The sequence below is a fragment of the Eubacterium ruminantium genome, assembly GCF_900167085.1.
Taxonomy (GTDB): Bacteria; Bacillota; Clostridia; order Lachnospirales; family Lachnospiraceae; genus Eubacterium_Q; species Eubacterium_Q ruminantium.
This window is the reverse complement of record NZ_FUXA01000004.1, coordinates 163070-187499: the sequence shown is the minus strand read 5'-3', so window position 1 is coordinate 187499 and position 24430 is coordinate 163070. Positions and strand designations below refer to the sequence as shown.

Annotated in this window: 21 protein-coding genes; 9 read left to right on the top strand and 12 right to left on the bottom strand. The window is 37.9% G+C overall.

Annotation, left to right across the window (positions count from 1 at the left end; all coding sequences use genetic code 11):
• Positions 1-128: 128 nt before the first annotated feature.
• Positions 129-1325 (bottom strand): Ldh family oxidoreductase, encoded by a 1197-nt coding sequence (locus B5D25_RS02230; RefSeq protein WP_341465067.1) that lies wholly within the window; start codon positions 1323-1325, stop codon positions 129-131.
• Positions 1326-1335: 10 nt separating this feature from the next.
• Positions 1336-1977 carry an HNH endonuclease gene (locus B5D25_RS02225; protein ID WP_078786122.1) on the bottom strand — a complete coding sequence of 214 codons (642 nt, stop codon included), beginning with the start codon at positions 1975-1977 and terminating at the stop codon, positions 1336-1338.
• Positions 1978-2171: 194 nt separating this feature from the next.
• On the opposite strand from B5D25_RS02225, the gene B5D25_RS02220 reads away from it, so the two are divergent.
• Both B5D25_RS02220 and B5D25_RS02215 read left to right on the top strand, forming a co-directional pair.
• Positions 2172-3569 (top strand): Y-family DNA polymerase, encoded by a 1398-nt coding sequence (locus B5D25_RS02220; RefSeq protein WP_078786121.1) that lies wholly within the window; start codon positions 2172-2174, stop codon positions 3567-3569.
• A gap of 18 nt (positions 3570-3587) precedes the next feature.
• The gene (locus tag B5D25_RS02215; RefSeq protein WP_078786120.1) at positions 3588-4019 is read left to right on the top strand and encodes a hypothetical protein; all 432 of its coding nucleotides are present in this window, start codon (positions 3588-3590) and stop codon (positions 4017-4019) included.
• Here the strand turns inward: B5D25_RS02215 and B5D25_RS02210 are convergent.
• Both B5D25_RS02210 and B5D25_RS02205 read right to left on the bottom strand, forming a co-directional pair.
• Positions 4016-6319: a beta-glucosidase gene (locus B5D25_RS02210; RefSeq protein WP_078786119.1), complete on the bottom strand. Its 2304-nt coding sequence runs from the start codon at positions 6317-6319 to the stop codon at positions 4016-4018. The two genes, B5D25_RS02215 and B5D25_RS02210, sit on opposite strands and share 4 nt — an antisense overlap.
• A gap of 71 nt (positions 6320-6390) precedes the next feature.
• Complete coding sequence (locus tag B5D25_RS02205; protein WP_078786118.1) at positions 6391-7389, bottom strand: LacI family DNA-binding transcriptional regulator; 999 nt, start codon at positions 7387-7389, stop codon at positions 6391-6393.
• A 218-nt stretch (positions 7390-7607) separates the two neighbouring features.
• On the opposite strand from B5D25_RS02205, the gene B5D25_RS02200 reads away from it, so the two are divergent.
• Positions 7608-8897 (top strand): galactokinase, encoded by a 1290-nt coding sequence (locus B5D25_RS02200; protein WP_078786117.1) that lies wholly within the window; start codon positions 7608-7610, stop codon positions 8895-8897.
• A 117-nt stretch (positions 8898-9014) separates the two neighbouring features.
• Entirely contained in the window at positions 9015-10544 is a 1530-nt protein-coding gene (locus tag B5D25_RS02195; protein ID WP_078786116.1) for a UDP-glucose--hexose-1-phosphate uridylyltransferase, read from the top strand.
• Positions 10545-10913: 369 nt separating this feature from the next.
• On the opposite strand, the gene B5D25_RS02190 is transcribed toward B5D25_RS02195, so the two are convergent.
• Together B5D25_RS02190 and B5D25_RS02185 are read right to left on the bottom strand one after the other, a co-directional pair.
• Positions 10914-11618 carry an ABC transporter ATP-binding protein gene (locus tag B5D25_RS02190; RefSeq protein ID WP_078786115.1) on the bottom strand — a complete coding sequence of 235 codons (705 nt, stop codon included), beginning with the start codon at positions 11616-11618 and terminating at the stop codon, positions 10914-10916.
• Between the two features lie 63 nt (positions 11619-11681).
• Positions 11682-14153 carry an ABC transporter permease gene (locus tag B5D25_RS02185; protein WP_078786114.1) on the bottom strand — a complete coding sequence of 824 codons (2472 nt, stop codon included), beginning with the start codon at positions 14151-14153 and terminating at the stop codon, positions 11682-11684.
• A 211-nt stretch (positions 14154-14364) separates the two neighbouring features.
• On the opposite strand from B5D25_RS02185, the gene B5D25_RS02180 reads away from it, so the two are divergent.
• Entirely contained in the window at positions 14365-15156 is a 792-nt protein-coding gene (locus tag B5D25_RS02180) for a hypothetical protein (RefSeq protein WP_143000628.1), read from the top strand.
• Between the two features lie 113 nt (positions 15157-15269).
• Here the strand turns inward: B5D25_RS02180 and B5D25_RS02175 are convergent, their stop codons facing one another.
• From B5D25_RS02175 to B5D25_RS02165, 3 genes are read right to left on the bottom strand one after another with little or no spacing between them, the layout of a single operon-like run.
• Complete coding sequence (locus tag B5D25_RS02175; protein WP_078786112.1) at positions 15270-15704, bottom strand: cytidine deaminase; 435 nt, start codon at positions 15702-15704, stop codon at positions 15270-15272.
• Positions 15671-16198: a hypothetical protein gene (locus B5D25_RS02170; RefSeq protein ID WP_078786111.1), complete on the bottom strand. Its 528-nt coding sequence runs from the start codon at positions 16196-16198 to the stop codon at positions 15671-15673. The genes B5D25_RS02175 and B5D25_RS02170 overlap by 34 nt, the downstream gene beginning before the upstream one ends.
• Before the next feature lie 31 nt (positions 16199-16229).
• The gene (locus tag B5D25_RS02165; protein ID WP_078786110.1) at positions 16230-17075 is read right to left on the bottom strand and encodes a tetratricopeptide repeat protein; all 846 of its coding nucleotides are present in this window, start codon (positions 17073-17075) and stop codon (positions 16230-16232) included.
• A gap of 237 nt (positions 17076-17312) precedes the next feature.
• Here B5D25_RS02165 and B5D25_RS02160 point away from each other — a divergent pair, with 237 nt between their 5' ends.
• The 4 genes from B5D25_RS02160 to B5D25_RS02145 all read left to right on the top strand — a co-directional run bounded on the left by B5D25_RS02160 (position 17313) and on the right by B5D25_RS02145 (position 20617).
• Complete coding sequence (locus B5D25_RS02160) at positions 17313-17924, top strand: TetR/AcrR family transcriptional regulator (RefSeq protein ID WP_078786109.1); 612 nt, start codon at positions 17313-17315, stop codon at positions 17922-17924.
• A gap of 20 nt (positions 17925-17944) precedes the next feature.
• Complete coding sequence (locus B5D25_RS02155; RefSeq protein ID WP_078786108.1) at positions 17945-18841, top strand: ABC transporter ATP-binding protein; 897 nt, start codon at positions 17945-17947, stop codon at positions 18839-18841.
• Entirely contained in the window at positions 18828-19616 is a 789-nt protein-coding gene (locus B5D25_RS02150) for an ABC transporter permease subunit (RefSeq protein ID WP_078786107.1), read from the top strand. Before B5D25_RS02155 ends, B5D25_RS02150 begins: the two co-directional genes overlap by 14 nt.
• A 116-nt stretch (positions 19617-19732) precedes the next feature.
• Positions 19733-20617, top strand: a complete 885-nt coding sequence (locus B5D25_RS02145) for a phosphoribosylaminoimidazolesuccinocarboxamide synthase (RefSeq protein WP_338082910.1) — start codon at positions 19733-19735, stop codon at positions 20615-20617.
• A 73-nt stretch (positions 20618-20690) separates the two neighbouring features.
• Here the strand turns inward: B5D25_RS02145 and B5D25_RS02140 are convergent, their stop codons facing one another.
• The 3 genes from B5D25_RS02140 to B5D25_RS02130 all read right to left on the bottom strand — a co-directional run bounded on the left by B5D25_RS02140 (position 20691) and on the right by B5D25_RS02130 (position 24420).
• On the bottom strand, positions 20691-21896 hold the full coding sequence (locus B5D25_RS02140) for an aldo/keto reductase (RefSeq protein ID WP_078786106.1): 1206 nt from the start codon (positions 21894-21896) through the stop codon (positions 20691-20693).
• Positions 21897-21990: 94 nt separating this feature from the next.
• Entirely contained in the window at positions 21991-23655 is a 1665-nt protein-coding gene (locus tag B5D25_RS02135) for a xylulokinase (protein WP_078786105.1), read from the bottom strand.
• A gap of 66 nt (positions 23656-23721) precedes the next feature.
• Positions 23722-24420: an L-ribulose-5-phosphate 4-epimerase gene (locus B5D25_RS02130; RefSeq protein WP_078786104.1), complete on the bottom strand. Its 699-nt coding sequence runs from the start codon at positions 24418-24420 to the stop codon at positions 23722-23724.
• Between the last annotated feature and the right edge of the window lie 10 nt (positions 24421-24430).

Sequence of the window (24430 nt, the reverse complement as noted above, 5' to 3'; positions counted from 1 at the left end):
TGACTTATATCAGCCTGGCGCTAAAGTTTTTAACTTTTCGAAAGCTGTATTCCTCCTACAAACAGCCGACAATATCATATCATAAAAAAGGCCGGCTATCAAGCCGACCGTTAATTAAATCTTAATATTTATTCAAAAGGAAATTTGTAATCAAGACCGAGTTCATCTCTTACAGAAATAATATCTTTCTGCACTCCGCTACCTACCGGAACCCCCTTATCTTTCCTGAATTCCCATGTTTCATACTCTTTTTCACCTGCTGTATAAATCCTGTCATGCCCCGGTGCCTTTTTGGATTTTCTTAGTTCTCGACAGATCTCGCCTGCCGTCTTTTTAAATTCTTCTCGTCCCATAAATGCATCCGGATCCACCACAAAGAAGAAGTGGCCAAGCCCGTACATTTTAGGCTTTCCATTTTCATCAACTCCGGAAAGAGCCTTCATAAATCCTCCTCCGGAAAGGGCAGCCGAAAGGATCTCAACAACCGCTGCATAGCCGTATCCTTTATAGCCTGCAAGCTCATCGCCTATTCCACCGAGAGGAGCAAGAGCCGCCGTTCCGTCAACCAGGGCCTTCAGTATTTCTTTACTGTCGGTAAGAGCTTCGCCATGATCTGAAATAACCGTTCCCGCAGGGCTCTCCTTACCTTCTCTTGCATAATACTCTATCTTGCCTCTTTGAACTATCGAAGTTGCGCAGTCAAGGCAGAAAGGAAATTCCTCATCCGTCGGAAGAGAAAATGTAAGCGGATTAGTTCCCATCATATTTTCAACACCGTAAGTCGGTGCGATGGATGGTCTTGCATTTGTACCTGTTATTCCTATCAGACCTTCATCGCTGGCCATAGTAGTCCAGTATCCGGCTATACCGTAATGAGTCGAATTCCTGATCGCTCCCCCAGCCATTCCATAGGTTTTCGCCTTTTCAACAAGCTTCTTCATCATATGGTAACTTGCAACCATGCCGATTCCATCATGGGCATCCATAACTACAGTCGTCGGGGTTTCTTTGATTATTTCCACCTTAGTCACCGGCAGCAGAGTTCCCTTCTTTATCCTGTCCAGATAAATAGGTTTAAATCTGTTGCACCCATGACTTTCTATGCCTCTTCTGTCAGACTCAAGAAGCACATCCGCACATATCTTTGCATCTTCCTCAGGTACTCCGTAACCCTTAAATGCATCTGTAATAAAATCATTCATAAGTTTCCAAGGAACAAATGGTCTTTCTTCTGCCATATCATTTTGTATAATCCAAACATTTTTGCTTGGACCTTCCCCTTTCTCCCGAACTTTTTCCGGGTAATTCATATGTAAATGATTCATTTTAAAACTTCTAGAAAACCGCTATAACTCTATATAAATACCATAGGCTGTACGCTCCGAAGAGTATGATAAGAAACCTTATAAAATATCTTATAAACCATACTGCTCTGTGTCTTCCTATCTTTCCTCTTAGTATCCACAAACCGCCTTTGGTACCTTTTTTCCTGTTACATTTATCGCATGAGGCCACAAGATTTTTATTGTCGTTTATATTTCTGATCCCGTGCCTTCTAAGCTTCTTTTGATACTCGACACTTTGGGATGCATTTTTAACGGGATAAAGATGATCAACCACGACCTTATCTTTTTTTAGCCATTTCCCGCAATATGCACATATATATTTTCCGCCGATATCGCCTTTATTTTCAGAAAAGAATCTTCTTCTGTAATCCGTTCTCCTATGCCCGAGGGAATTTCTTATCTTAAGTCTGAGCCCCTCTTCGTCACAAATAGCATATATCTTTTTCAGATTCTTCTCGCTGACTGTCCCGCTAAATTCTATATTATCCCATTCGAGATCATACTTACGAAATATCTTCTCCAGTCTTTTCTGTTCTTTTTTATCAACCTTTTTCGGATTGAATATCGTTATGGGATACATATCTTCTTCCTTATCATTTCCGGTATTCTTTTCTTCATATGCCTCCCCCACATATAACTATCGTTCCCCGGCAAAGTCTAAGACTTATTACCGGTCTGAAGAACAATTTAAAACCAAAATTATTGATTAATCTTATAACTGTATTTTATCATAAATCTCCCCTTCATTAAACTGTTCAATTTGCTATGAATGCTTGATATAAATCTGCAATATGTTATAATCGAATATAAGTTCGAGGTGCGATCATGGAGAAATTTTCAAAGACAAATAAAAATAGATGCTACATTTGCATAGATCTTAAATCCTTCTATGCTTCCGTGGAATGCCGTGAACGCGGACTGGATCCACTCACAACTAAACTGCTTGTGGCAGATGAATCAAGGACAGATAAAACCATCTGTCTTGCGGTTTCTCCTGCCCTAAAAGCCTATGGAATCCCCGGAAGAGCCAGACTTTTCGAAGCAAAGCAGAAGCTCCGCGAAGTGGAAAGAACTACCGGAGAGAAGGTGGATTTCATCATCGCTCCTCCACAGATGGCCCGTTATCTCAAGGTTTCATCAGATATTTATGCCATTTATCTCAAATATATCGCTCCGGAAGATATGCATGTATATAGCATAGATGAAGTATTTATCGATGTAACGGATTATCTGACTTTATACGGCCTTACCGCTCATGAACTTACCATGCGCATGATCAAGGACGTTCTCAAGAATACCGGCATCACTGCAACTGCAGGTATAGGTACGAATCTTTATCTTGCCAAGATTGCCATGGATATAGTCGCAAAACACTGCCAGGCTGATAAAGACGGTGTACGTATCGCCGAGCTGAATGAACAGACCTTCCGCGAACAGATGTGGAACTATACACCTATTACGGACATCTGGCGCATAGGTCCCGGCACAGCAAAAAGGCTTATGGAAAACGGCATGTTCACCATGGGCGATGTTGCAAGAATGAGCCTTATAAATGAAAATCGTCTCTACAACATTTTCGGTATCGATGCAGAGATACTGATTGACCACGCCTGGGGTATCGAACCGACAACCATGAAAAATATCAAGAATTACAAAGCCGGCAACCGCAGTATAAGCAGCGGTCAGGTTCTTCAGTCGCCTTATCCGGCTGATAAAGCAAGGATTGTTTTCTTTGAAATGGTTGATTCCCTGGTATATGACCTTGTTGATAAAGGACTTGTAACGGACGGTATCGGAGTTGATATAGGATATGACAGAGAATCCGTTGACAGTGGATTTTATAAGGGCGAGACCCATACAGATAGATACGGCAGGAGCATTCCGAAACAGGCTCACGGCACAGTACGCCTGGGGTCTCATACGTCTTCCGGTTCAATCATAACTGAAGCTGCCATGAATCTCTTTGATAAGATCATCAACAAAAATCTTACAGTCAGAAGACTTAATATATCAGCCAATAATGTTCTTCCGGAAGAGGAAGGCTCGTATCAATATGACATCTTTACTTCACCTGAAGCATTGCAGGAAGAGAAGAATCTTCAGGAAGCCATGCTTTCCATCAGAAAAAAGTTCGGAAATAATGCCGTTCTCCGCGGAACCAGTCTTATGGAAGGCGCGACTGCTAAGGATAGAAACAGTCAGATTGGTGGTCACAAAGCTTAGGAGAAAATAATAAACGCAATGGACGTAGAAGAAACAAGAAGGAAATATAAGGATATAATCGATAAGGAACGCCCGGTTCATGATAATGATCAGTTCAGTGCAGATCATCCTAAAATGGACCTTATGGAACGGGCTAAGATTTTTGCGCCTTTTTCTGCGCTCCGCGGTCTGAATAAATCTCTATCCGCAAGGATCAAAGTTCCGGCTCCGACCAACGATCTTACACCTGAAAGAGAAGAAGAGATCAATCAGCTTCTTTATTCACTGAATCCCGGCGATGTAGTAACCATCATTTACAGACTTCCTTATCTGGATGAAAATGGCAAAGGTTGTTTTAACTATGAACAGATAACCGGTGCCGTCGGAAAGATAAAAAAAGAAGAAGGATACATTCTTATAATCAATGAACGTATCCCTCTTAATTCCATTTATGATATAAAATTAGCTTAATTCTGACCTACAAGTTTCTTAAGCTTTTCAACGATCTTATCAATCTCTTTATTGGTAATGCCGCCAAAATTCCTTAATCCTCTGAGAGGCATGAATTTAAGTACGGCAGCCATCATTTCAGATGAATTGCTTTCACCCTGCTCAATTCCGAAAGCAGTAATGTATTTTTCAATAGCTTTAACAATATAATCTTTTGTAAGATCACATTCAAGAAGTTCTCCGAGCTGAACATCATTACTGATGAATGGAATATTCTTGATCGTTCCATCAAGTGAAATCTCTTCTGTAAGAACGATATCCTTAGATGAATGACCTATCTCGATAACGAACTTTCCTTCAGGAACTTCCCAGCTATGTCTGTCAACATCATAGTAACTGAATGCTCTGCTATCAAGAGTGAAGCTTATCATTCTCTGCTCTCCGGCCTTAAGGTCAACCTTTTCAAATCCCTTAAGTTCATGTGAAGGTCTTGTTACAAATCCTGTCTTATCAGCTACATAAAGCTGAACAACATCCTTACCTTCCATAGAGCCTGTATTCTTAACATTTACAGTTACAACTGCTGTATTATTCTTAGCATCAGACATAACCTTAAGATCACTATATTCAAATGTTGTATATGATATACCATGACCAAATGGATAACGAACATCCATATCCTTGCTGTCATAATATCTATATCCTACGAAAAGTCCCTCTGCATAATTAACTTTATGAGAATGACCAGGGAAATTCAGATAGCTTGGATTATCCTCATATCTGTATGGAATACTTTCAGCAAGTCTTCCTGATGGATTGACTGCACCGTAAAGTACATCGACAACTGCTTCACCGATTCCTTCACCGCCAAGATAGGCTTCAACTATTGCTGATACCTCATCTGCCCATGGCATCTCAACGGGTGAACCGTTATGAAGAACAACTATAACCTGCTTATCAAGTGTAAGAAGCGTTTCGATCACTTTATTCTGGATTTCAGGAAGCTTCATATGATTTCTGTCATATCCTTCAGATTCAAAGCTGTCAGGAAGTCCGGCAAATACAACGATCTTGTCAGCACTCTGTGAAGCTCTGATAGCTTCATCAATATACTTCTCTATTTCTTCTTCCTTAGTTACATCCTTGTCAGCAGGGAATCCCTTTGCATATTCAACATTTCCGTATCTCTCAGCATATCTTTCTGCCACAACAAGTGCAGAATCGATTCTTGATGTGCTTATATGAGAGCTTCCGCCGCCCTGATATCTTGGCTTCTCTGCAAACTCACCGATGAATGTAACTCTTTCACTCTTTCCGATATTTCTTCTAAGCGGAAGAGCTTCTCCTTCATTCTTAAGCATAACAATGCAATTTCTTGCAAACTCAACTGCCTTACGATGATCACTCTCTCTATCAAACTTTTTACTTCCCGGCTCAATTCTTCCGGCAAGAGCTTTCTTAACAAGTTTAAGAACATTTTTAACTGCTTTATCAAGAGCGCTTTCCTTAAGCTTTCCTTCTTTAACAGCCTTTATAATAAGTTCTTCATTAACACCATGGCATCCCGGCATCTCAAGATCAAGTCCTGCAGCGATGCCCTTAACTCTGTCGGAAACAGCTGCCCAGTCACTCATAACAAGGCCCTTATATCCCCAATCCTTACGAAGTAAATCTGTAAGGAGCCATTTACTCTCGCTTGAATATTCACCGTTGATCTTGTTGTATGAACACATAAATGTCCATGGATCAGCCTTCTTAACAGCTGTCTCAAATGCAGGGAAATAAATCTCTCTGAGAGTTCTCTCATCTACTTCAGATGAACCGTACATTCTCTCAAATTCCTGATTATTTGCTGCGAAATGCTTGATTGATGTTCCGACACCCTTTGACTGAACACCATTTATAAATGAAGCAGCAAGTTCACCTGCAACATACGGATCCTCAGAAACATATTCAAAATTACGACCGCAAAGTGGTGAACGCTTTATATTGACTGCAGGTCCAAGTATAACCTGTACATCTTCTGCAAGACATTCTTCACCGATGGTTTTTCCCATTTCTTCCATCATCGCTCTATCAAAAGAAGCCGATGTAGCACAGGCAGCAGGGAAGCAAACCGCATCAATGGTTCCACCCTCACCATAATTCATGTCACTGCCTTCAGCCGGATTCTGCTTTCTGAGTCCGTGAGGGCCATCAGATACCATTATTGAAGGAATCCCAAGTCTTTCAATCTTCTCTGTATTCCACATATCCCTGCCTGCAACAAGCTTGGCTTTCTCTTCAAGTGTAAGCTTTTTCATAGTTTCTTCGATATTCATAATATCCTCCTAATTTTCATACCTGATCACTTTTAAGCCCCACATTTTAGTATATATATCAGTTTAATTAATTATTTTTTTACTTTGCCGCATGATTCTCTTTCAACAAGTTCACAATAAAGATGTGCCTTGAGCGGCGTTTTAATACTGAGCCTTGACATTGCGTAAACAAGATTTGCACTATGCTGACCCATTTCATAAACAGGTGCATGCATCGTAGTGAGCGCAGGTTCTGAAAAGCGGCTCATTTCCGAATCATTTATACCTATAACAGAAATATCCTTCGGAACTGACATTTTATGTTCCTTGATAGACCTCAGCACTCCGTATGCGATTGCATCACTCGCAGCAAATACAGCTGTAACCGAAACTTTCTCATCAAGAATATTATTCATCATCTCATATCCCGATGCAGTGCTGAACTGATCTTCTCTAATAAGTCCTTCTGTTGAAAATTTATGCTTCTTCATGAAAGCAAGATATTCTTTCTTACGACTGTCTTCTATAGCCTCTGTGCCGGAAGCATATTCGAGACCACCTATATAAGCGATCTTCTCATGTCCTAAAGCTTTAAGGTAATAAAGCGCTTCTTTTGCAGCCGTTCTGAAGTCAATAGTGAGAGTAGAAACATCTCTGCTGTCAACTGCCATATCAACAAAAATAACATTATTGCAGCTTTCAAGAAGTTCTTTGGTTTCTTTAACACTAAATTTGCCGACACATATAAGTCCGTCAAGAGAACTGATAACTTCCCTATAATTTGCATCCGACCTGTAGGCTCTTATGATGGAAATAGAATTACGTATGCAGTAATCCTCTATGCCCTGTCTTGCCTTAAGATAATAATCATCTCTCTGCTCTTCTTCAGCCGAAAACCACTGAAGGATACCCATCTTAAATGCAGCCTTATCATTATTTCCTTTTTTAGTATAATGAAGTTCCTCTGCTACCGAAAAAACTCTGATTCTCGTTTCCTCTGCAACTGACAGAGTACTGTCATTATTGAGTATTCTGGAGACAGTAGCCGGTGATACACCCGCTTTCTCCGCAATTTGTCTTATAGTTGCCATGATTGTCCTTTTTCGTGTATAATGGTTGATAGGTTAAAAATTGCGTTTTCGTTTACTTATGTTTAGTAAACAGTGTATCATCCGTTACTAAAAAAGTCGATATTCAAAGATTAAGATTTGATTTATATATTATTTAATTTTATTAATTGACATTTTAGTAAACTAATGATATTGTTTAGTAAACTGTATTTGTAAATCACATTTCGGAGGAACTAACAATGACAAACTACTGCAAACTTAAAGAGGAAATAATCAGCAAATCACTCGACAATGTATTGCTTGAAATTTATAAGGATAGCTCTCTCATCCCATATCTACAGGAGCGTTTTTGTACTGCGATCGATCGTTTTCATGATATCTTTCATGATGATGACATTGAAATCTACAGTGCTCCCGGAAGAACAGAAGTTGGAGGAAATCATACAGACCATCAGCACGGCAGAGTACTTGCCGCTTCTATAAATAAGGACGCAATCGCTGTTGTGTCGGCTGCAGAAAATGTAAAACTCCTGTCAAGTGCAAGTGATTCAATCATTTCTATAAATATTAACGATCTTGATAAAAAGGATTCCGAAGAAGGAACAACAGAGTCTCTTATAAGAGGTGTCTTGGCTGGACTTAAGAAAAGCGGATTTAAGATTGGCGGATTTAATGCTTATGTTACAAGCGATGTACTTATCGGAGCCGGTCTTTCATCATCCGCTGCATTCGAAACTCTGATCGGCACCATCATTTCGGGACTTTATAATAACGGAGAGATTTCTCCTATCGAAATAGCCAAGATAGGCCAGTATGCAGAAAATGTTTATTTCGGAAAACCTTGCGGACTTATGGATCAGATGGCAAGTTCCGTAGGTGGTCTTGTGACCATTGATTTTAAGGATCCATCAACACCTATCGTTGAGAAGGTTGATTTTGACCTTTCTTCAAAGGGTTATTCTCTCTGCATCACAGACACAAAGGCTGATCATGTTAATCTTACGCCTGATTATGCAGCTGTTCCTGAGGAAATGAAGAAGGCAGCGGCTGTATTCGGCAAAGAATATCTCCGCGAAGTTTCACCTGAAGAAATATTTGCCAACATCTCTCTTATAAGAGAAAAGGTAAGCGACCGCGCAGCATTAAGAGCACTTCATTTTATAACCGAAAATGCCCGTGTTGAAGAACAGGTAAATGCGCTCAAAAACGGCGATTTTAGCAGATTCCTTAAGTCCGTCAGTGCATCGGGAGATTCTTCATTTAAGTATCTTCAGAATGTATATACCAACAGAGATATCGACCACCAGGCTGTTTCCATAGCCCTTGCAATAAGCGATATCCTTCTTCATAAAGACAACTCCCATCACGGTGTTGCAAGAGTTCACGGCGGCGGTTTTGCAGGAACTATAGCAGCATTTGTGGAAAATGATTATGTATCAACTTATAAAGAAAAAATGGACAAGACTTTCGGAGAAGGCTCATGCAGTATTCTCCAGATACGCCCTGTAGGCGGAATCAAACTTTTCTAAAATCAAAACAATCTGTCGGTCAGACTGATAAAATGCACGAAATATATAGGTTCTACAGCACATCTTAATTTCTTCTAACCAGACATGATTGTATCGAGTATAAGGAGGAATAAATTTATGAATAATGTAAACAGTCTGGTAACTGAACTTATCAAATACGGAATGGCAAATGATCTTATTGATGAAGCCGATAAAGTTTATGTTATTAATTCAGTCATGGCTACTTTAGGGCTTTCATCATTTGTGGAAGACCCGGAAGTTACAGACAATGATAATATCCGTCCTATTCAGGACATTCTTGATGACATCCTGGATTATGCGGCAGTTGAAGATCTGGCCCCACTTACAACCATAAATCAGAAGGACCTCTTCGATACAAAAATAATGGGCTGCCTCACTCCCGCTCCATCGGTTATCCGTCAAAAATTTTCTGAAAAAATGGCTCACAATTCAAAAGAGGCAACAGATTTCTATTATAAATTCAGCAAGGCAACCAATTACATCCGTACAAGTCGTGTTGTAAAGGATGAAAAATGGATTACTCCCACAGAGTACGGCGATATCGATATAACCATCAACCTCTCTAAACCTGAAAAGGATCCAAGAGATATCGCTGCAGCCGGAAAAGCTAAAGCTTCCGGCTATCCTAAATGCCTTCTTTGTAAGGAAAATGAAGGATTCAGCGGTCACCTCTCACATCCTGCAAGACAGAATCATAGACTAATTCCTATAGTACTTGCCGGTGAAAACTATTTCCTCCAGTATTCTCCATATGTTTATTACAATGAGCACTGTATCATTCTTAATGAAAATCATATTCCTATGGTCATAAATAAAGATACATTTAAAAAGCTCATTTCATTTGTTGAGCAGTTCCCTCACTATACCGCGGGATCAAATGCCGACCTTCCTATAGTCGGAGGATCCATACTTTCCCACGATCATTTCCAGGGCGGCGCTTATACATTTGCAATGGCAAAAGCCGATTATGAATATAAATTTACCATGAGTGAGTTTCCATCTGTGGAAGCCGGATATATCAAATGGCCTCTTTCAGTCATAAGACTTTGTTCCGAATCTTCAGAAGACATCGTAAATGCAGCAGATAAAATACTTTCTGCATGGCGTTCATATACAGATGAGGATGCATTTATCTTTGCGGAAACAGAGGGTGTGCCTCACAATACCATAACACCTATAGCTCGAATGAAAGACGGAAAATTCGTTCTTGATCTCGCCCTCCGCAACAATATTACAACAGATGAACATCCTATGGGCGTATATCATCCTCATAGCGAATATCATCATATCAAGAAGGAAAATATCGGACTTATAGAGGTCATGGGACTTGCGGTTCTTCCTGCCAGACTTAAGAAAGAGGTTGAAGAACTTGAGGATCACATATTAAGCGGAAAGCCTATATCGGAGCTTTCAAATAATGAAACTCTCTCTAAGCACGTTGACTGGCTTACAGATGTATTGCACAAATACAGTCCTCAGATCTTAAGTGACAGAGAGTCGCTTCATAAGGCGCTTCAGACTGAAATAGGATATGTATTCACGAAGGTGCTTGAGTGCGCCGGGGTGTTTAAGAGGACGCCGGAGGGGATGGATTCATTCAAAAAATTTATTGAGATTTTGCGCTAAGAATTATATTTAGCGTGGTAAATAATTCATGTACAGCCGACAGGACTTTTCACTTGCTAACATATGCTACGTTTAATTCTTATACAGCCGACAGGACTTTTCACTTGCTAACAAAATGCTGCGTTCAAAGTCCTGTCGGCTGTATTTTTATATGATTCACTCCAGAATATCACCTGTTAACAATATTATACGTTCAAAGTCCTGTCGGCTGTATTTATACATTCTTCACTCACAGATATATCGCTCAATATAATTCCTTGCTCAAATCTGTTGGAGGTTGCCTTGAATAAATCCAGCCCCCGGGGATTTGAGCGAAGCATTTTGTTAGCGAGCGAAAACCCTAGGGGCTGGATTTATATTTAAATATTTTTATGCAATTTTAGTAATTTGATCAATGTCCTTGACGATGTCGATTTCTCCATCAACAAGTTTTACAAGTTTTGTTCCATACTCTGCTGATTTCTCAGAATGTGTAACCTGAACTATTGTCATTCCTAAAGAATGATTTATCTTTCTGAAGAGGTCCATGATCTTCATTCCTGTTTTAGTATCAAGGTTTCCGATAGGCTCATCAAGGAAAAGTATTTCAGGGTCAAATACAAGTGCACGTGCAATTGCTACTCTCTGCTGCTGACCTCCTGAAAGTTCACGAGGTGTAAGCTTTCTCTTATCCTTCATTCCGATAATCTCGAGGCATTCATTTAGTTTATCTTTATAATCAGATTTGTTGGCTCCGCTGATCATTAACGGAAGCGCAATATTATCTTCAACGCTTAAGTTTGGAACAAGGTTATAAAACTGGAATACAAAACCGATCTTGTCATTTCTCATTGAACATAACTGCTTATCGGATAAAGTACTAATGTCTGTTCCTTCAATCTTGACACTGCCTGTTGTTGGCTTATCAAGTCCGCCAAGAAGGTAAAGAAGTGTTGATTTACCACTTCCTGAAGGACCCATTATCGAAACGAATTCTCCTTTTTCAACTGTAAGATTTATATTCTTTAAAATATGTGCTTCCTGCTTACCATTTACAAATTTCTTATTGAGATCTTTTACTTCTATAATATTCATAACTTTTTCCTCCATACTGTAATCAAATCGATCACTACGATTTATTGATAAATTTAAATGTTTTTACTCATATTTAAGTTCTCCGACTACACTTAACTTTTTGCTCTTTCTTACTGTAGAAAGTGAAGCCAGAAGAATGATTGCTACTATAAGGGTTGAGAATACCGGAACCGATGTCCATGAAAATGCGATATCAAACAGCAATCCTGAATATTTAAGTGAATTAGAAACCAGCAGATTTACAAATAATGTAAATGGAATTGCTATTATGATGCTCCATAATACACATATTAAGCTTTCTGTAAGTATCAGATTTCTTCTCTTGCCTACATTCATTCCTACAGATGCAAGTACTGCAAATTCTTTCTTTCTCTGATTGAAACAAATAACGATATTGTTTAATACACCTATTGAAGCGACAAACATTGCGAGATATGAGAAGGCTGAGATTACTTTACTCATCATTTCATTATTTTCAATATTCTTCTGTGTATCTTCAGCTCTGGTTGAATACTGAACACCAATACTGTAAAGGTATGGTCTTACTTCATCCATTACTTGTTCTGAATCGCCGTTAACTTTGAATGTGATTTCATCCGCTTCCTTTATATGCATTTCGCGGATCATATCGGATTTTTTGATAAGGCAGAAGGTGCTGTTATTATAAAGTCCGCCATCAATGATTGCTGCAACTCTGAATGTATATGTTTTAGAATTAACAACGATATCTATCATATCGCCTTTTTTCTTGTTAAATTCCTTAGCTTTAACCTCTGTGATCACAACTGCATTATCTTCAGCATTTGCAAACTCTTCATAGTCATCTTTATATTTCTTTTCCTTTAATTTTAAATAAAGATTCATATCTGCATAGGTTTTGGGTTCAACACCCATTACTAAGATCGTTTGTCCTTTTATTTCGCCCATTGTACGAAGTTCAGGACAAATAGAATCCTTATCAACTCCATCAATACTATTTAACTTTTCAATGATTCGATCTGTTGTAGATATTCTGTCATTACTTGCCATGATAGACTGAATTTTGTAATCATATTTCATTTCTTCATATGCATCATTTACAACATCTTTCATTGTTTCTCCTACCGAAGATACCAAGAATACCGATGTAAGAGAGATGATTATAAGAACTATATTATTTCTCAGAAGTTTTGAAGTTCTTACATTATTCATTGCAAGGTAGACATTTGTATTATTTTTAAATATCTTGCAGAACAGTGACGATACTAATTTCACAATAGTTGGAACAATCATTATAAGTCCTACGATGATGCCTATCATCTCTATTACACTTAATACGCTCGGCTTTTTATCAACTTCATATAAAACAATTGATGCTACGAAAATGATCAGTCCAATAATAAACTTAGCTTTGCCTTTTTTATTTATTGATTCAACTCTGTTTAAAATTACGTCTTTTACTTCCAGCTTTCTGACTGCTCTTACCGGCATATATGCGGAAAGTATCGAAAGAATGATGGCAAAAATGATTCCGATTATTACATGAACATAATTAACATTAAACGGAAGGTATATTTTATATTTTGCGAGAGGGGATACCATACGGCCTATGCCAAAGAGGATTAACTCACCAATCGCCGATCCGACTATTCCTGCTATGATAGAATACATTAAGCTTTCCGAAAGGATGATGCGTTCTATCTTCTTCTTGGTAGCTCCCTGGCTCATAAATGTTCCTATGACAGAAAGTCTTTCATTTATTATAAGTTTAAATACTCCGTAAATAATGATCGAACTTACCAAAACGACTATTGAAAGCATACCGTATAATGATACATTCAGGGTACCAACTCCTATAAAGGAAATATCACCTATGTTACTTGCTTCAAAAAACTCATTTGCATTATTAAACTGCTTAACGAACTTTTTTACGCTTCCCGACTTAACCTGAGCTGTTATAACATTATATGTGTCGTGAGCATCCATTTCCTCGTTCAAATATTCATATGGAACGATTATATTAAAACTGTTATTTGTATCACCGTAGAAGGTTCCTTCATTTGCAGCAATGGATGCTACTTCAAAGCCCTTTTCTTCTCCGTTAATATTGATTGAAAGGATATCACCGATATTGATATCTCTCTCATCTGCAATTCTCTTGGAGATCATACATGATGCTGAATTATCTTCATAATTCATTTCACCTTCGATAATACTTTTATCATATGATTTTCTACCACTTACAGATACATATCTTATCTTTTCATTTTCAGATATAACCCCCACCGTTTCCAATCTTCCTACGATGTTTTCCAGGTTACTTGTATCTATATCCTGCTCAGTGAAGTACGGATTATCACTATTATTGACCACATATATATCCTGACCTTCACTCATCTCTGTCAACTGAGATGTAAATCCATCCTTGATCACATCCACAAGACCGGTACATGCAACAAGCAGCGCGGTACTTAAAGCGATGGATAAGATCAGCAGAACAAATCTTCCTTTTTTCTCAGTCATATTTTTGAAAATATACTTTATAAATACTTTCATAACTTTCCTCCTTATCAAGATTTCATGTGAAAAATATAACAACGCAAAATTAATTTAGAATGTGCCGAAAATTAAAAACACATTAAAAAATGATTAATTAAGAATAACTGTGCCGGGATACCCTCACAACTTGACAGCAATACGCCCGAAAATGTTATAATCAACAAAGAGATAAACCCAGAGAATTTGTAGAAAAATGGCGGTTTTTTATATGAAGAAAAAAGGAATAATTTCTAATTTAATAGATAGATTATCGCTGGCTGTAATGTCTGTTCTTTCAGGACATATTAAAAATAAACTTATTAATGAACAGTATCTTAACAACAAAGAAGCATGGCATAAGTATCTAAACAATACTCCGGCCGCAGGTTCCATTTATCTTATAGAAGACCAGACCCTCTTGTCCGAATTCAGATACGGAACCAATAAAGGATTTATCGGAAAGAAACTTTTTAACGGCAAAGAAATGACAGGTGCCGATAACACCTGTGAGGTAATAGCTCTTTATAATGCTATGCATTTTCTGGAGTATCAAAATTTTTCTGCACAAAAAAAGAGCCCGGAACAATCTGTTCCCGACTCATTTAAACCGTCTCATCATTCTTTCCCACAGCTCCTTCGACTTTTTTCCAAGAAAGGGATATCGCTGCGCGGAATGTTTGGCACAAATCCTAATGCCTTATATAAATATCTTTTGAATCATAAATATAATGTTGAAAAAATAAAATCTTCAAAGATAAATGAAAAAAACTGCAGGTCATTTGAAGAAAAATATCCTGTATATATTTTTTCTACTTTTAATGAAGGTCAGAATCCATGGTCAATGATTCATACAATGTGTATCACAAGAGATTCCTTATCTGCCTCACAAAAAGCTTCTTACCGAATCCATAATGATTATGAGGGAAGCAAGTCATATCCGACTCTCTATGATGCCGTTACCGGATATAACAATGGCAAAGGACACCCAATAATCATATTCGGAGTATCCTTACCGGATTAATACATCTACCTATATCATATATCCATGTCATATGCCCATGTCATATGCCCATGTCATATGCCCATGTCATATAATAATTACATCTACCTGAGGTCTTCCCATTAATCCCGACTTTAGTTCATATCATCACTTGAGAAAGCCCCCGGAAGAAGCTCGGATATGTCAAAAACTTTATAGTCTTCTTCACTCTTTGCGATGATCACTGCAACGCCTTCGCTACCTTTAAACTCTGAGATCACCTGTCTGCATATTCCACAAGGATATATAAAATCGGTAACTTTATCTGCACCTCCGACAATAGCTACTGCATTTATGGCTCTCACGCCTTCAGAAACCGCCTTATTTACAGCTATGGTCTCAGCACAACTTCCTGCAGGATATGATGCATTTTCAACATTACATCCTGTATAAATCTTATCATCATCCGCAAGCACCGCTGCCCCGACATGGAATTTCGAATATGGAGCATAGGACTTTTCTCTTGCTGAAAATGCTGATTTTATAAGTACACTTATCAATTCTTTTGTGATCTTATCTTTATATAACATTCTTCTATCTCCTTATCATACTCATCAATAAGTAACTGAAGTCTTTCCCTATGTCTCGCAACAGCTCTGGGACTATTCACGATAAACCTTTTATTATATGGATAAGATGTTTTTATTTGTTTGATCTCTTCTGTAAGTTCCTGAATCTTTTTCTCAAGATCCTCTCCTCTTTTTATCTTTTCCGGGCTGAAGGTTTTCCCCTCTTCCTTAAGATGACAGGCATCTTTATATCTTCTTTCAACTTCCGCTTTTTTTTCTTCCATTTTTGAAAGAGCCTTATACTGATTTGAAAAATCTCTTCCTTCCTCAGTAAGTTCAAGAAGCTTCAATTTTTTACGAAATACCTCAGCCTGCATATTTTCAATTTTATCCCAGTACTTATAATCGATAATCGGACATTCTATCATCAGAAGCTCGTATCTTTCCGCCAAAAGATCATTATATCTTTTAACTTTCTCTTCATCATTTACTGAATTACCTAATTTTTCATTCATATCAGTCATCGCCTTCTTATCGGATTTTTCCTTAATTCTGTTTTGTTCTTGTCATCTCCCAAAGGACACTCTGTTTAACACTCGCGCATTTTGTTAGGGAACAACACATATTGAAATTCTTTTCAGCCTCCGCATAATTTCCCATACGTCTATAAAGGCGTCCCAAAATGATAAATGCATACTCTTTTCCAACTTTTCCTTTTTTCATGCTATGGTTTGCATATTCAAATGCCTTATCGTAATTTCCAACCATCATCATGTATATTGAAATAATATAATCTATACATATATCTGTAGCTTTACTCTTATGATACCACTTATCAATAGCAATTTTTGTCTCATCAATTACACTGAGCATTCCCTGAATATTATTCGTTATTTCATATAATTCCGCCCTGCTGGCATAATGTGAGAAAAATGCTTTTTGATGATTGAGCATTCCTGTATCATAAATAAACTTTCGGTTAATCTTATTTATTGTCATATAGGCATTCTCTATATCTCCATTGATAGTATAATATTCCGTTAAAATACATATTAACAAATTGTACCAATCAATCTTAACGTTAAGATTACCTTCTTCATATATGCGATTTATCTCAGTTGTCACCAGATCTCTTAGTGTCGGTGTATAACCTTTTTCATAATATTCCGCAATTATTCCCACCCTGGCTTTGTAAGACTTGGTATTTATATATATCAGTAAAGCAATAACACTTACAATTATCACTGCCAGAATCATGATTCCAAATGACTTAAGCGTTCTGTGTTTAAATATTAAGGTATCAGTGATCGCACAAAATGTAAACATGAACCAAAACGACAAAGAAAACATACACAAATAAGATACAATTATATTTTTGATTTTTACATTCATAATACATCCTCTTGTTTTATTATAATTTTCAAGCCAAAAAAAATTATATCACACCATAAATATTATGTCTTCTCAAAAACGGTCAATGGAGTATAATTTTAATTAACCGAATCGGTCAACGAGGTACGAGTTTAAAAACCATACCTGTCAAAGAAGCTTGAATAAAAAATGAATCGATCACGTAATATTTTTATTGCATAACTCGATGTATGACTATAATACGAGGAGACTAACTATATGAACGATAAGTTCTTTGCCCTTCCCGAAGAAAAAAGAAATCGGATTATAAATGCCGGCTTTAGAGTATTTTCTCAAAATACCTATAGGAAAAGTCCTATGAATGAGATAGCTCTTGAGGCAGGCATAAGCAAATCTCTTTTATTTTTCTATTTTAAGAATAAAAAAGAATTCTATATATTTCTTTGGTCCTGCGTAAGACAGATAACTATCGATCATCTAAGTAATTCAAATATATATGAAGAAAAGGATATATTTGAAATGATGTATAAAGGACTTCAGGCAAAAATCGAAATGATGCATAAATATCCGGACATGTCCAATTTTGCACTGAAAGCTTACTATGACGATGATGAGGATATAAAAAATGAATTATCCCAGATTATAGAACCTTTCCGCCAGCTCTCTACCAACATCTTGATTCCCGAACTTGATCCTGCCCTTTTCAAAGAAGGTCTCGATCTTTCAATGATGTATAGAGATATGTATCTCGCATCAGAAGGATTCTTATATCATGAAATGCAAAGTAAAGATTTCAGTATAGATAAAATGGCCGATGATTATAAGAAAATGATTGATTTCTGGAGATCGATCTATCTTCGAAATGCTTAGTCACATAAAAAGGAGAATATATGAAAGCTATCGAAACCAAAAATCTAACAAAAAAATACGGAACCTCAAGAGGAATCACCGACCTTTCATTATCAGTGGAAGCCGGCGAATTCTATGGCTTTATAGGTCCTAACGGAGCAGGTAAATCAACAACCATAAGAACTCTTCTCGGATATATAAAAGCCAGCAGCGGAACTGCCAAAATTCTGGATCTTGATATAGAAAATGATATTGATAAGATACATGAAAAAACCGGATATCTTCCGTCAGAGATAACCTTCTACAAAGGAATGAAGGTAAAAGATATCATCAAGTATTCCGCTTCCCTCAGAAATCTCAAGGATACCAGCGAAGCAAAAAGACTTTGCGATCAGTTAAGTCTTGATACCGAGAAAAAAGTTGATGAGCTGTCTCTCGGTAACAGAAAAAAAGTTGGCATCATATGCGCGGTTCAGCATCATCCGGATCTGCTGATATTGGACGAACCTACCTCCGGTCTGGATCCTTTGATGCAAAGAGAGTTTTTTAATATTCTGAAGGAAGAACATAAAAGGGGCTCTACTATTTTCTTCTCATCTCATATTCTTACCGAAGTTCAGGAACATTGCCACATGGCTGCATTTATTAAAGATGGAAAAATTCTTGTGGCAGACGAAGTTGAAAATCTTAAAAAGACCGGTGCCAAGAAGATTTCAGTTGCCGGTTCTCTTAATACCGACATATTAAAAGAAATAACTCATTTATCCACATCGGATGACGGCAAAACAACATTCTTATATAACGGAGAGATAAAAAGCCTACTTTATAATCTTTCCAATCAGGAAATAACGGATATCAATATTTCCGAGCCGTCTCTTGAAGAGATATTTATGCATTACTATGATACAAAGGGAGGTGAATCCGATGCCAATCTGTAAACATGAACTTAAAACACAAAAGTTGTCACTCATCATATGGAGCTGTTCCATCGGAATATTTATGGCCATCTGCGTATTTATCTTCCCGCAAATGAAGGATCAGTCCGATCAGATTACGGATATGTTCTCTTCCATCGGTTCTTTCTCTACAATGTTCGGTCTCGACAAGCTGAGTCTCGGAACCATCACAGGTTTTTATTCTGTTGAAAGCGGAAACCTCCTTGGTATAGGCGGCGCTCTTTTTGCGGCGATTACCGGTATATCCGTTCTCATGAAAGAAGAAAGAGACCGTACCGCAAGTTTCCTCTTTATGCATCCCGTTTCAAGAAAACGTGTGCTCACAGAAAAACTTATAGGTACAACTGTTATAATCCTTCTGCTTAACGTGATCATACTTATCTTTTCAATTTCGTCGCTCATTATTATCGGAGAGGGAAATGCATTTAAAGAACTTGTTTTAATACATATTGCCAATGTATTTCTTCAGCTTGAAATCGCAGGAATATGCTTTGGAATATCTGCAGCTTTGAATAAATCCGGAATCGGTCTTGGAATAGGTCTCGCCACATTTTTATATTTTATCAACCTCATTGCCAACATAACTTCTAATGCAAAGTTTTTAAAATATATCACTCCTTTTGGTTATACCGAAGGCTCGGACATTCTAACCACCCATTCAATAAAGCCGGAATATCTAATTCCCGGAATGCTTTATATGATACTCGGTGTCGTGGCAGGATATATCATATATACAAAAAAAGATATCTCAGAATGATTTTTTTGCTTGATTTTTACATATAAATAAACTATGCTAGTTACATTCATTCTGAGAATGCTATATTTCTCATTATTAATCTGTGATACGTTTTCATTTTAAGGAGGATTTTAATAATGGCAAACGAGATGAAGCCTTTTAAAGAAGGTAAAGTTCGTGAAATTTACGACAACGGCGACAGTCTTATCATGGTTGCAACTGACAGAATCAGCTGCTTTGATGTTATTCTTAAAAATATCATTCACAAAAAAGGAACTGTTCTTACACAGATGTCTAAATTCTGGTTTGATATGACTGAGGATATTCTTCCTAATCATATGATATCAACAGATGTTAAAGAGATGCCTGAATTCTTCCAGAAGCCTGAATTCGACGGTAACAGCATGATGGTTAAGAAACTCACAATGCTCCCTGTTGAATGTATCGTTCGTGGTTATATAACAGGCAGCGGCTGGGCTAGTTATCAGAAGAACGGCACAGTATGCGGCATTAAACTTCCTGAAGGACTTATCGAGTCAGATAAGCTTCCTGAACCAATTTACACACCTTCAACAAAGGCTGAGATCGGTGATCATGATGAAAATATTTCATTTGAGCAGAGTATCGATGTTCTTGAGAAAGAATTCCCTGGAAAAGGAAAAGAATACGCTGAGAAACTTCGTGACTATACAATAGCTTTATATAAGAAATGTGCTGATTATGCTCTTACAAAGGGAATAATCATCGCTGATACAAAATTTGAGTTTGGTCTTGATGAGAACGGAAATATCGTTCTTGGTGACGAGATGCTCACACCTGACAGCTCACGTTTCTGGCCTGCAGACGGATATGAAGCAGGACACGGACAGCCATCATTTGATAAGCAGTTTGCTCGTGACTGGCTCAAGTCTGACGAGAATAAGGAAGAGCCTGAAAATTGGTTCCTTCCACAGGAGATTGTTGACAAGACTATCGACAAATACCTTCAGGCCTATAAGATGCTTACAGGTAAAGATTTATAATCATACAAAAGCACTACAAAAAACAGCTTTGATTTTTATCAAAGCTGTTTTTTTGACCTCATCATAAGCAAAGTCAGTCCTTATTCTTTTTAACTTTAGCTTTTCTGAACATTACCTTTCTGGCAACGCCTATTGCTATCTTATAATGCAATGGTCTAAGTTTTTTGTCGGCTTCCTTAAGTTTCTTTCTTATAGGAATATTCTGCGGACAATGCATTTCACATTTACCGCATTCTATGCACTGGCTTGCAAATGCAGGTTCTTTTGTAAGCCCCACCGTTTGCGCGAATTGAAATCTTCCGTCACTTTTTCCTTCGGTATACATGGCATTGTAGCATCTGAAAATTCCCGGAATATCAACTCCCTTAGGGCAGGGCATACAATATCTGCAACCTGTGCAACCAACCTTTTCTTTCTCTTTTATGATCTCTTTTACTTTATCAATAAGTGCATGATCATCTTCCGTAAAATGACCTGCCAAAGCATCATCTGCTGTCCTGCAATTCTCTTCAACCATTTCGATACTGTTCATTCCTGAAAGTACGCAGGTAACTTCCGGCTGATTATAAAGCCATCTGAATGCCAATTCTGCAGGACTATAATGCTTTTTATTTTCCTTTATCAGCTTCTTCGCCTTTTCAGGAAGAAGATTCACAAGTCGTCCGCCTCTCAAAGGTTCCATGATAACAACAGGTATACCTTTTTCGGCAGCTTTCTTAAGACCTTCAACTCCCGCCTGAGAAACTTCATCCATATAATTATATTGTATCTGACAGAAGTCCCAATCATAATCATTTAGTATCTTCAGAAAATTCTCTGTATTTCCATGATATGAAAATCCGATATTTCTAATCGTTCCAGACTTTTTCTTCTCATCGATCCAATCAATAATGCCGATCTTCTTGAGTTTTTCCCACATATCAACATCCGTCAGATGATGCATCAGATAATAATCAATATAATCTGTTCTGAGCCTTTGCAGCTCTTCAGCAAAATATTTATCAATGGCTTTTCTGCTGACTATCAAATATTGAGGAAGCTTTGTAGCTATATTAATATCTTTTCTGATATTATTTCTCGCAATGATCTCACCCATTGCCGCTTCGCTTCCGGGATAAATATATGCTGTATCAAAATAATTAACGCCGGCTTTAACAGCTGCCATAACTTCTTTTTCAGCTTTATCTATATCAATGGAACTTCCCTTCTTGGTAAAACGCATGCACCCGAAACCAAGAACCGATATATCATTTCCGTATTTATCTTTACGATACTGCATATTATCCCCTCCCCATATTTATTTACATTTCTAAGCGAAGCCTCGCACAACTATAGTCATACATAATCATAATTGTGCGGTGGCTTATCATCAATTATAAACTTTCGATAGCTGCCTTCTCGATAGCAAGACCTTTCTTGTAGCTATCCATAAATCTCTCAAATCCTTCAACTTCCTTAGCATCAGGACAAACTGTAGTTTTAGCAACATCCTTAAATACTTTCTTCTCTAAAAACTCACTGAGAGAAGCATAATTATCTTTTTCAAGCATATAGATTCCGAGAAGTGCCATTCCCCATGGTCCACCTTCTCCTGCATTTGCCATTACTGTTACAGGTGCATTTACTGCAGCAGCAAGATATCTCTGTCCTACTCCTTCTGTCTTGAAGAAACCACCATGGCCATTGATACTCTCACAAGCCATTCCTTCTTCTTTGAGGATTATATCGAGACCCATCTTAACGGCACCAAGTGATGTATAAAGATGTGACTTCATGAAGTTTGCAAGATTCATATTTCCGTCAGGTCTTCTTGCAAAAAGTGGACGACCTTCGTTGAATCCTGTAATTCCTTCTCCTGAAAGATAACCATATGAAAGAAGTCCGCCTGCATCAAGATCACCCTTCAAAGAATTCTTGTAAAGGATCTCATAGATATCGCCGATATCTACTCTTGACTGTGCCTCAGCGCCATCTAACTTTTCAAGTTCTTCTATATCTTCATTTGAATATTTTGCCATAAGAAGATTTGCGAATTCCGCAAAAAGACCAACCCATGAGTTAAGATCCGATGTTCCGTTATTAGCATGTGACATAGCAACAGGATAACCGTCAGGTGTTGTTACCATATCTATCTCTCTATGAAGCTTTGATAACTGCTTTTCGAGAACTATCATCGCAAATGTACTTGTTCCTGCCGAAATATTTCCTGTCTTAGGAGCAACTGAATTTGTAGCAACCATTCCTGTACCTGCATCACCTTCAGATGGGCAGAATACTGCGCCCGCCTGAAGATTTCCGCTCTCATCAAGAAGAGCTGCACCTGCTTCTGTAAGTTGTCCTGCTTTCTCCCCGGCAACAAGAACCTTAGGAAGAATATCTCTTAACTTCCAGTTAAATCCAAGGCTCTTTCTGTAACCCTTATCATCAAGAAGTTTATCAAACTTATCAACCATAGTCTGATCATAGTCACATGTCTTTGAATCAATAGGGAAGATACCTGAAGCATCACCTATACCTGTTATCTTCTCGCCTGTAAGAAGGCAATGTATAAATGAATCGAGAGTTGTTACAAATGCAATATCTTTTACATGCTTTTCTCCATCAAGGATTCTCTGATACAGATGTGATATTGTCCATCTGAGAGGAATATTGAAATCGAAAAGTTCTGTAAGTTCGTCTGCTGCCTTACCTGTATTACTGTTTCTCCATGTCTGGAATGGTGCAAGAAGCTTTCCGTCTTTATCAAAAGCAAGATAACCATGCATCATTGCTGAGATACCCATAGCACCGATCTTTGTTATCTTAACACCATACTTTGAATCAACGGCTGAAACAAGCGAAGAATAGCAGCCCTTAAGGCCGGCAAGTATCTCTTCCTCGCTATATGTCCATATGTTGTCCACAAGGGAATTCTCCCAATCATATGTACCTATGGCAAGAACTGCACCGGAATAATCTGTAAGTACTGCCTTAATTCTGGTTGAGCCAAACTCGATACCCAGCGATGTCTCTCCGTTAACAATCTTCTCTTTACTCATTTTTTATGTCTCCCTTCGTTTGAAAAAGGCCACACCAAACAGACGTGACCTCTCCCATTTATTTTATTAATTATTCTGTCCGTAATATGCATTCGGACCATGTTTTCTCATGAAATGCTTATCCTGCATATAGCGAGGTGTTTCTCCTGCTGAAGGATTAACCTGTCTTGTTAAAATAGCCATTCTGGCAACTTCTTCAAGTACTACAGCATTATGAACTGCTTCTTTTGCATCTTTGCCCCATGTGAATGGACCATGATTTTTACAAACACATCCCGGTACAAACTTAGGATTGATGTCAGATTTTGTATATCTTTCTACTATGGAAAGACCAGTATTTTCCTCATAACCGTCTTCGATCTCTTCCGCTGTAAGATTTCTTATACAAGGAATTGCCCCATAGAAATAATCAGCATGTGTTGTTCCGTAACATGGAATATCAAGTCCTGCCTGTGCCCATGCAACAGCATGTGTCGAATGTGTATGAACAACTCCGCCAATATCAGAGAATGCTTTATATAACTCAATATGTGTCGGTGTATCTGTTGATGGATTAAGCTTTCCTTCAACTATCTTTCCGTCAAGATCAAGTATAACGATATCATCAGGAGTGAGCTTGTCATATTCAACTCCACTTGGCTTAATAGCAACAAGTCCCGATTCCCTGTCTATCTCACTTGCGTTTCCCCACGTAAATGTAATAAGACCGTATTTTGGAAGAAGCATATTAGCTTCATAAACTCTTTTCTTTAATTCTTCTAACATCTCTCTACCT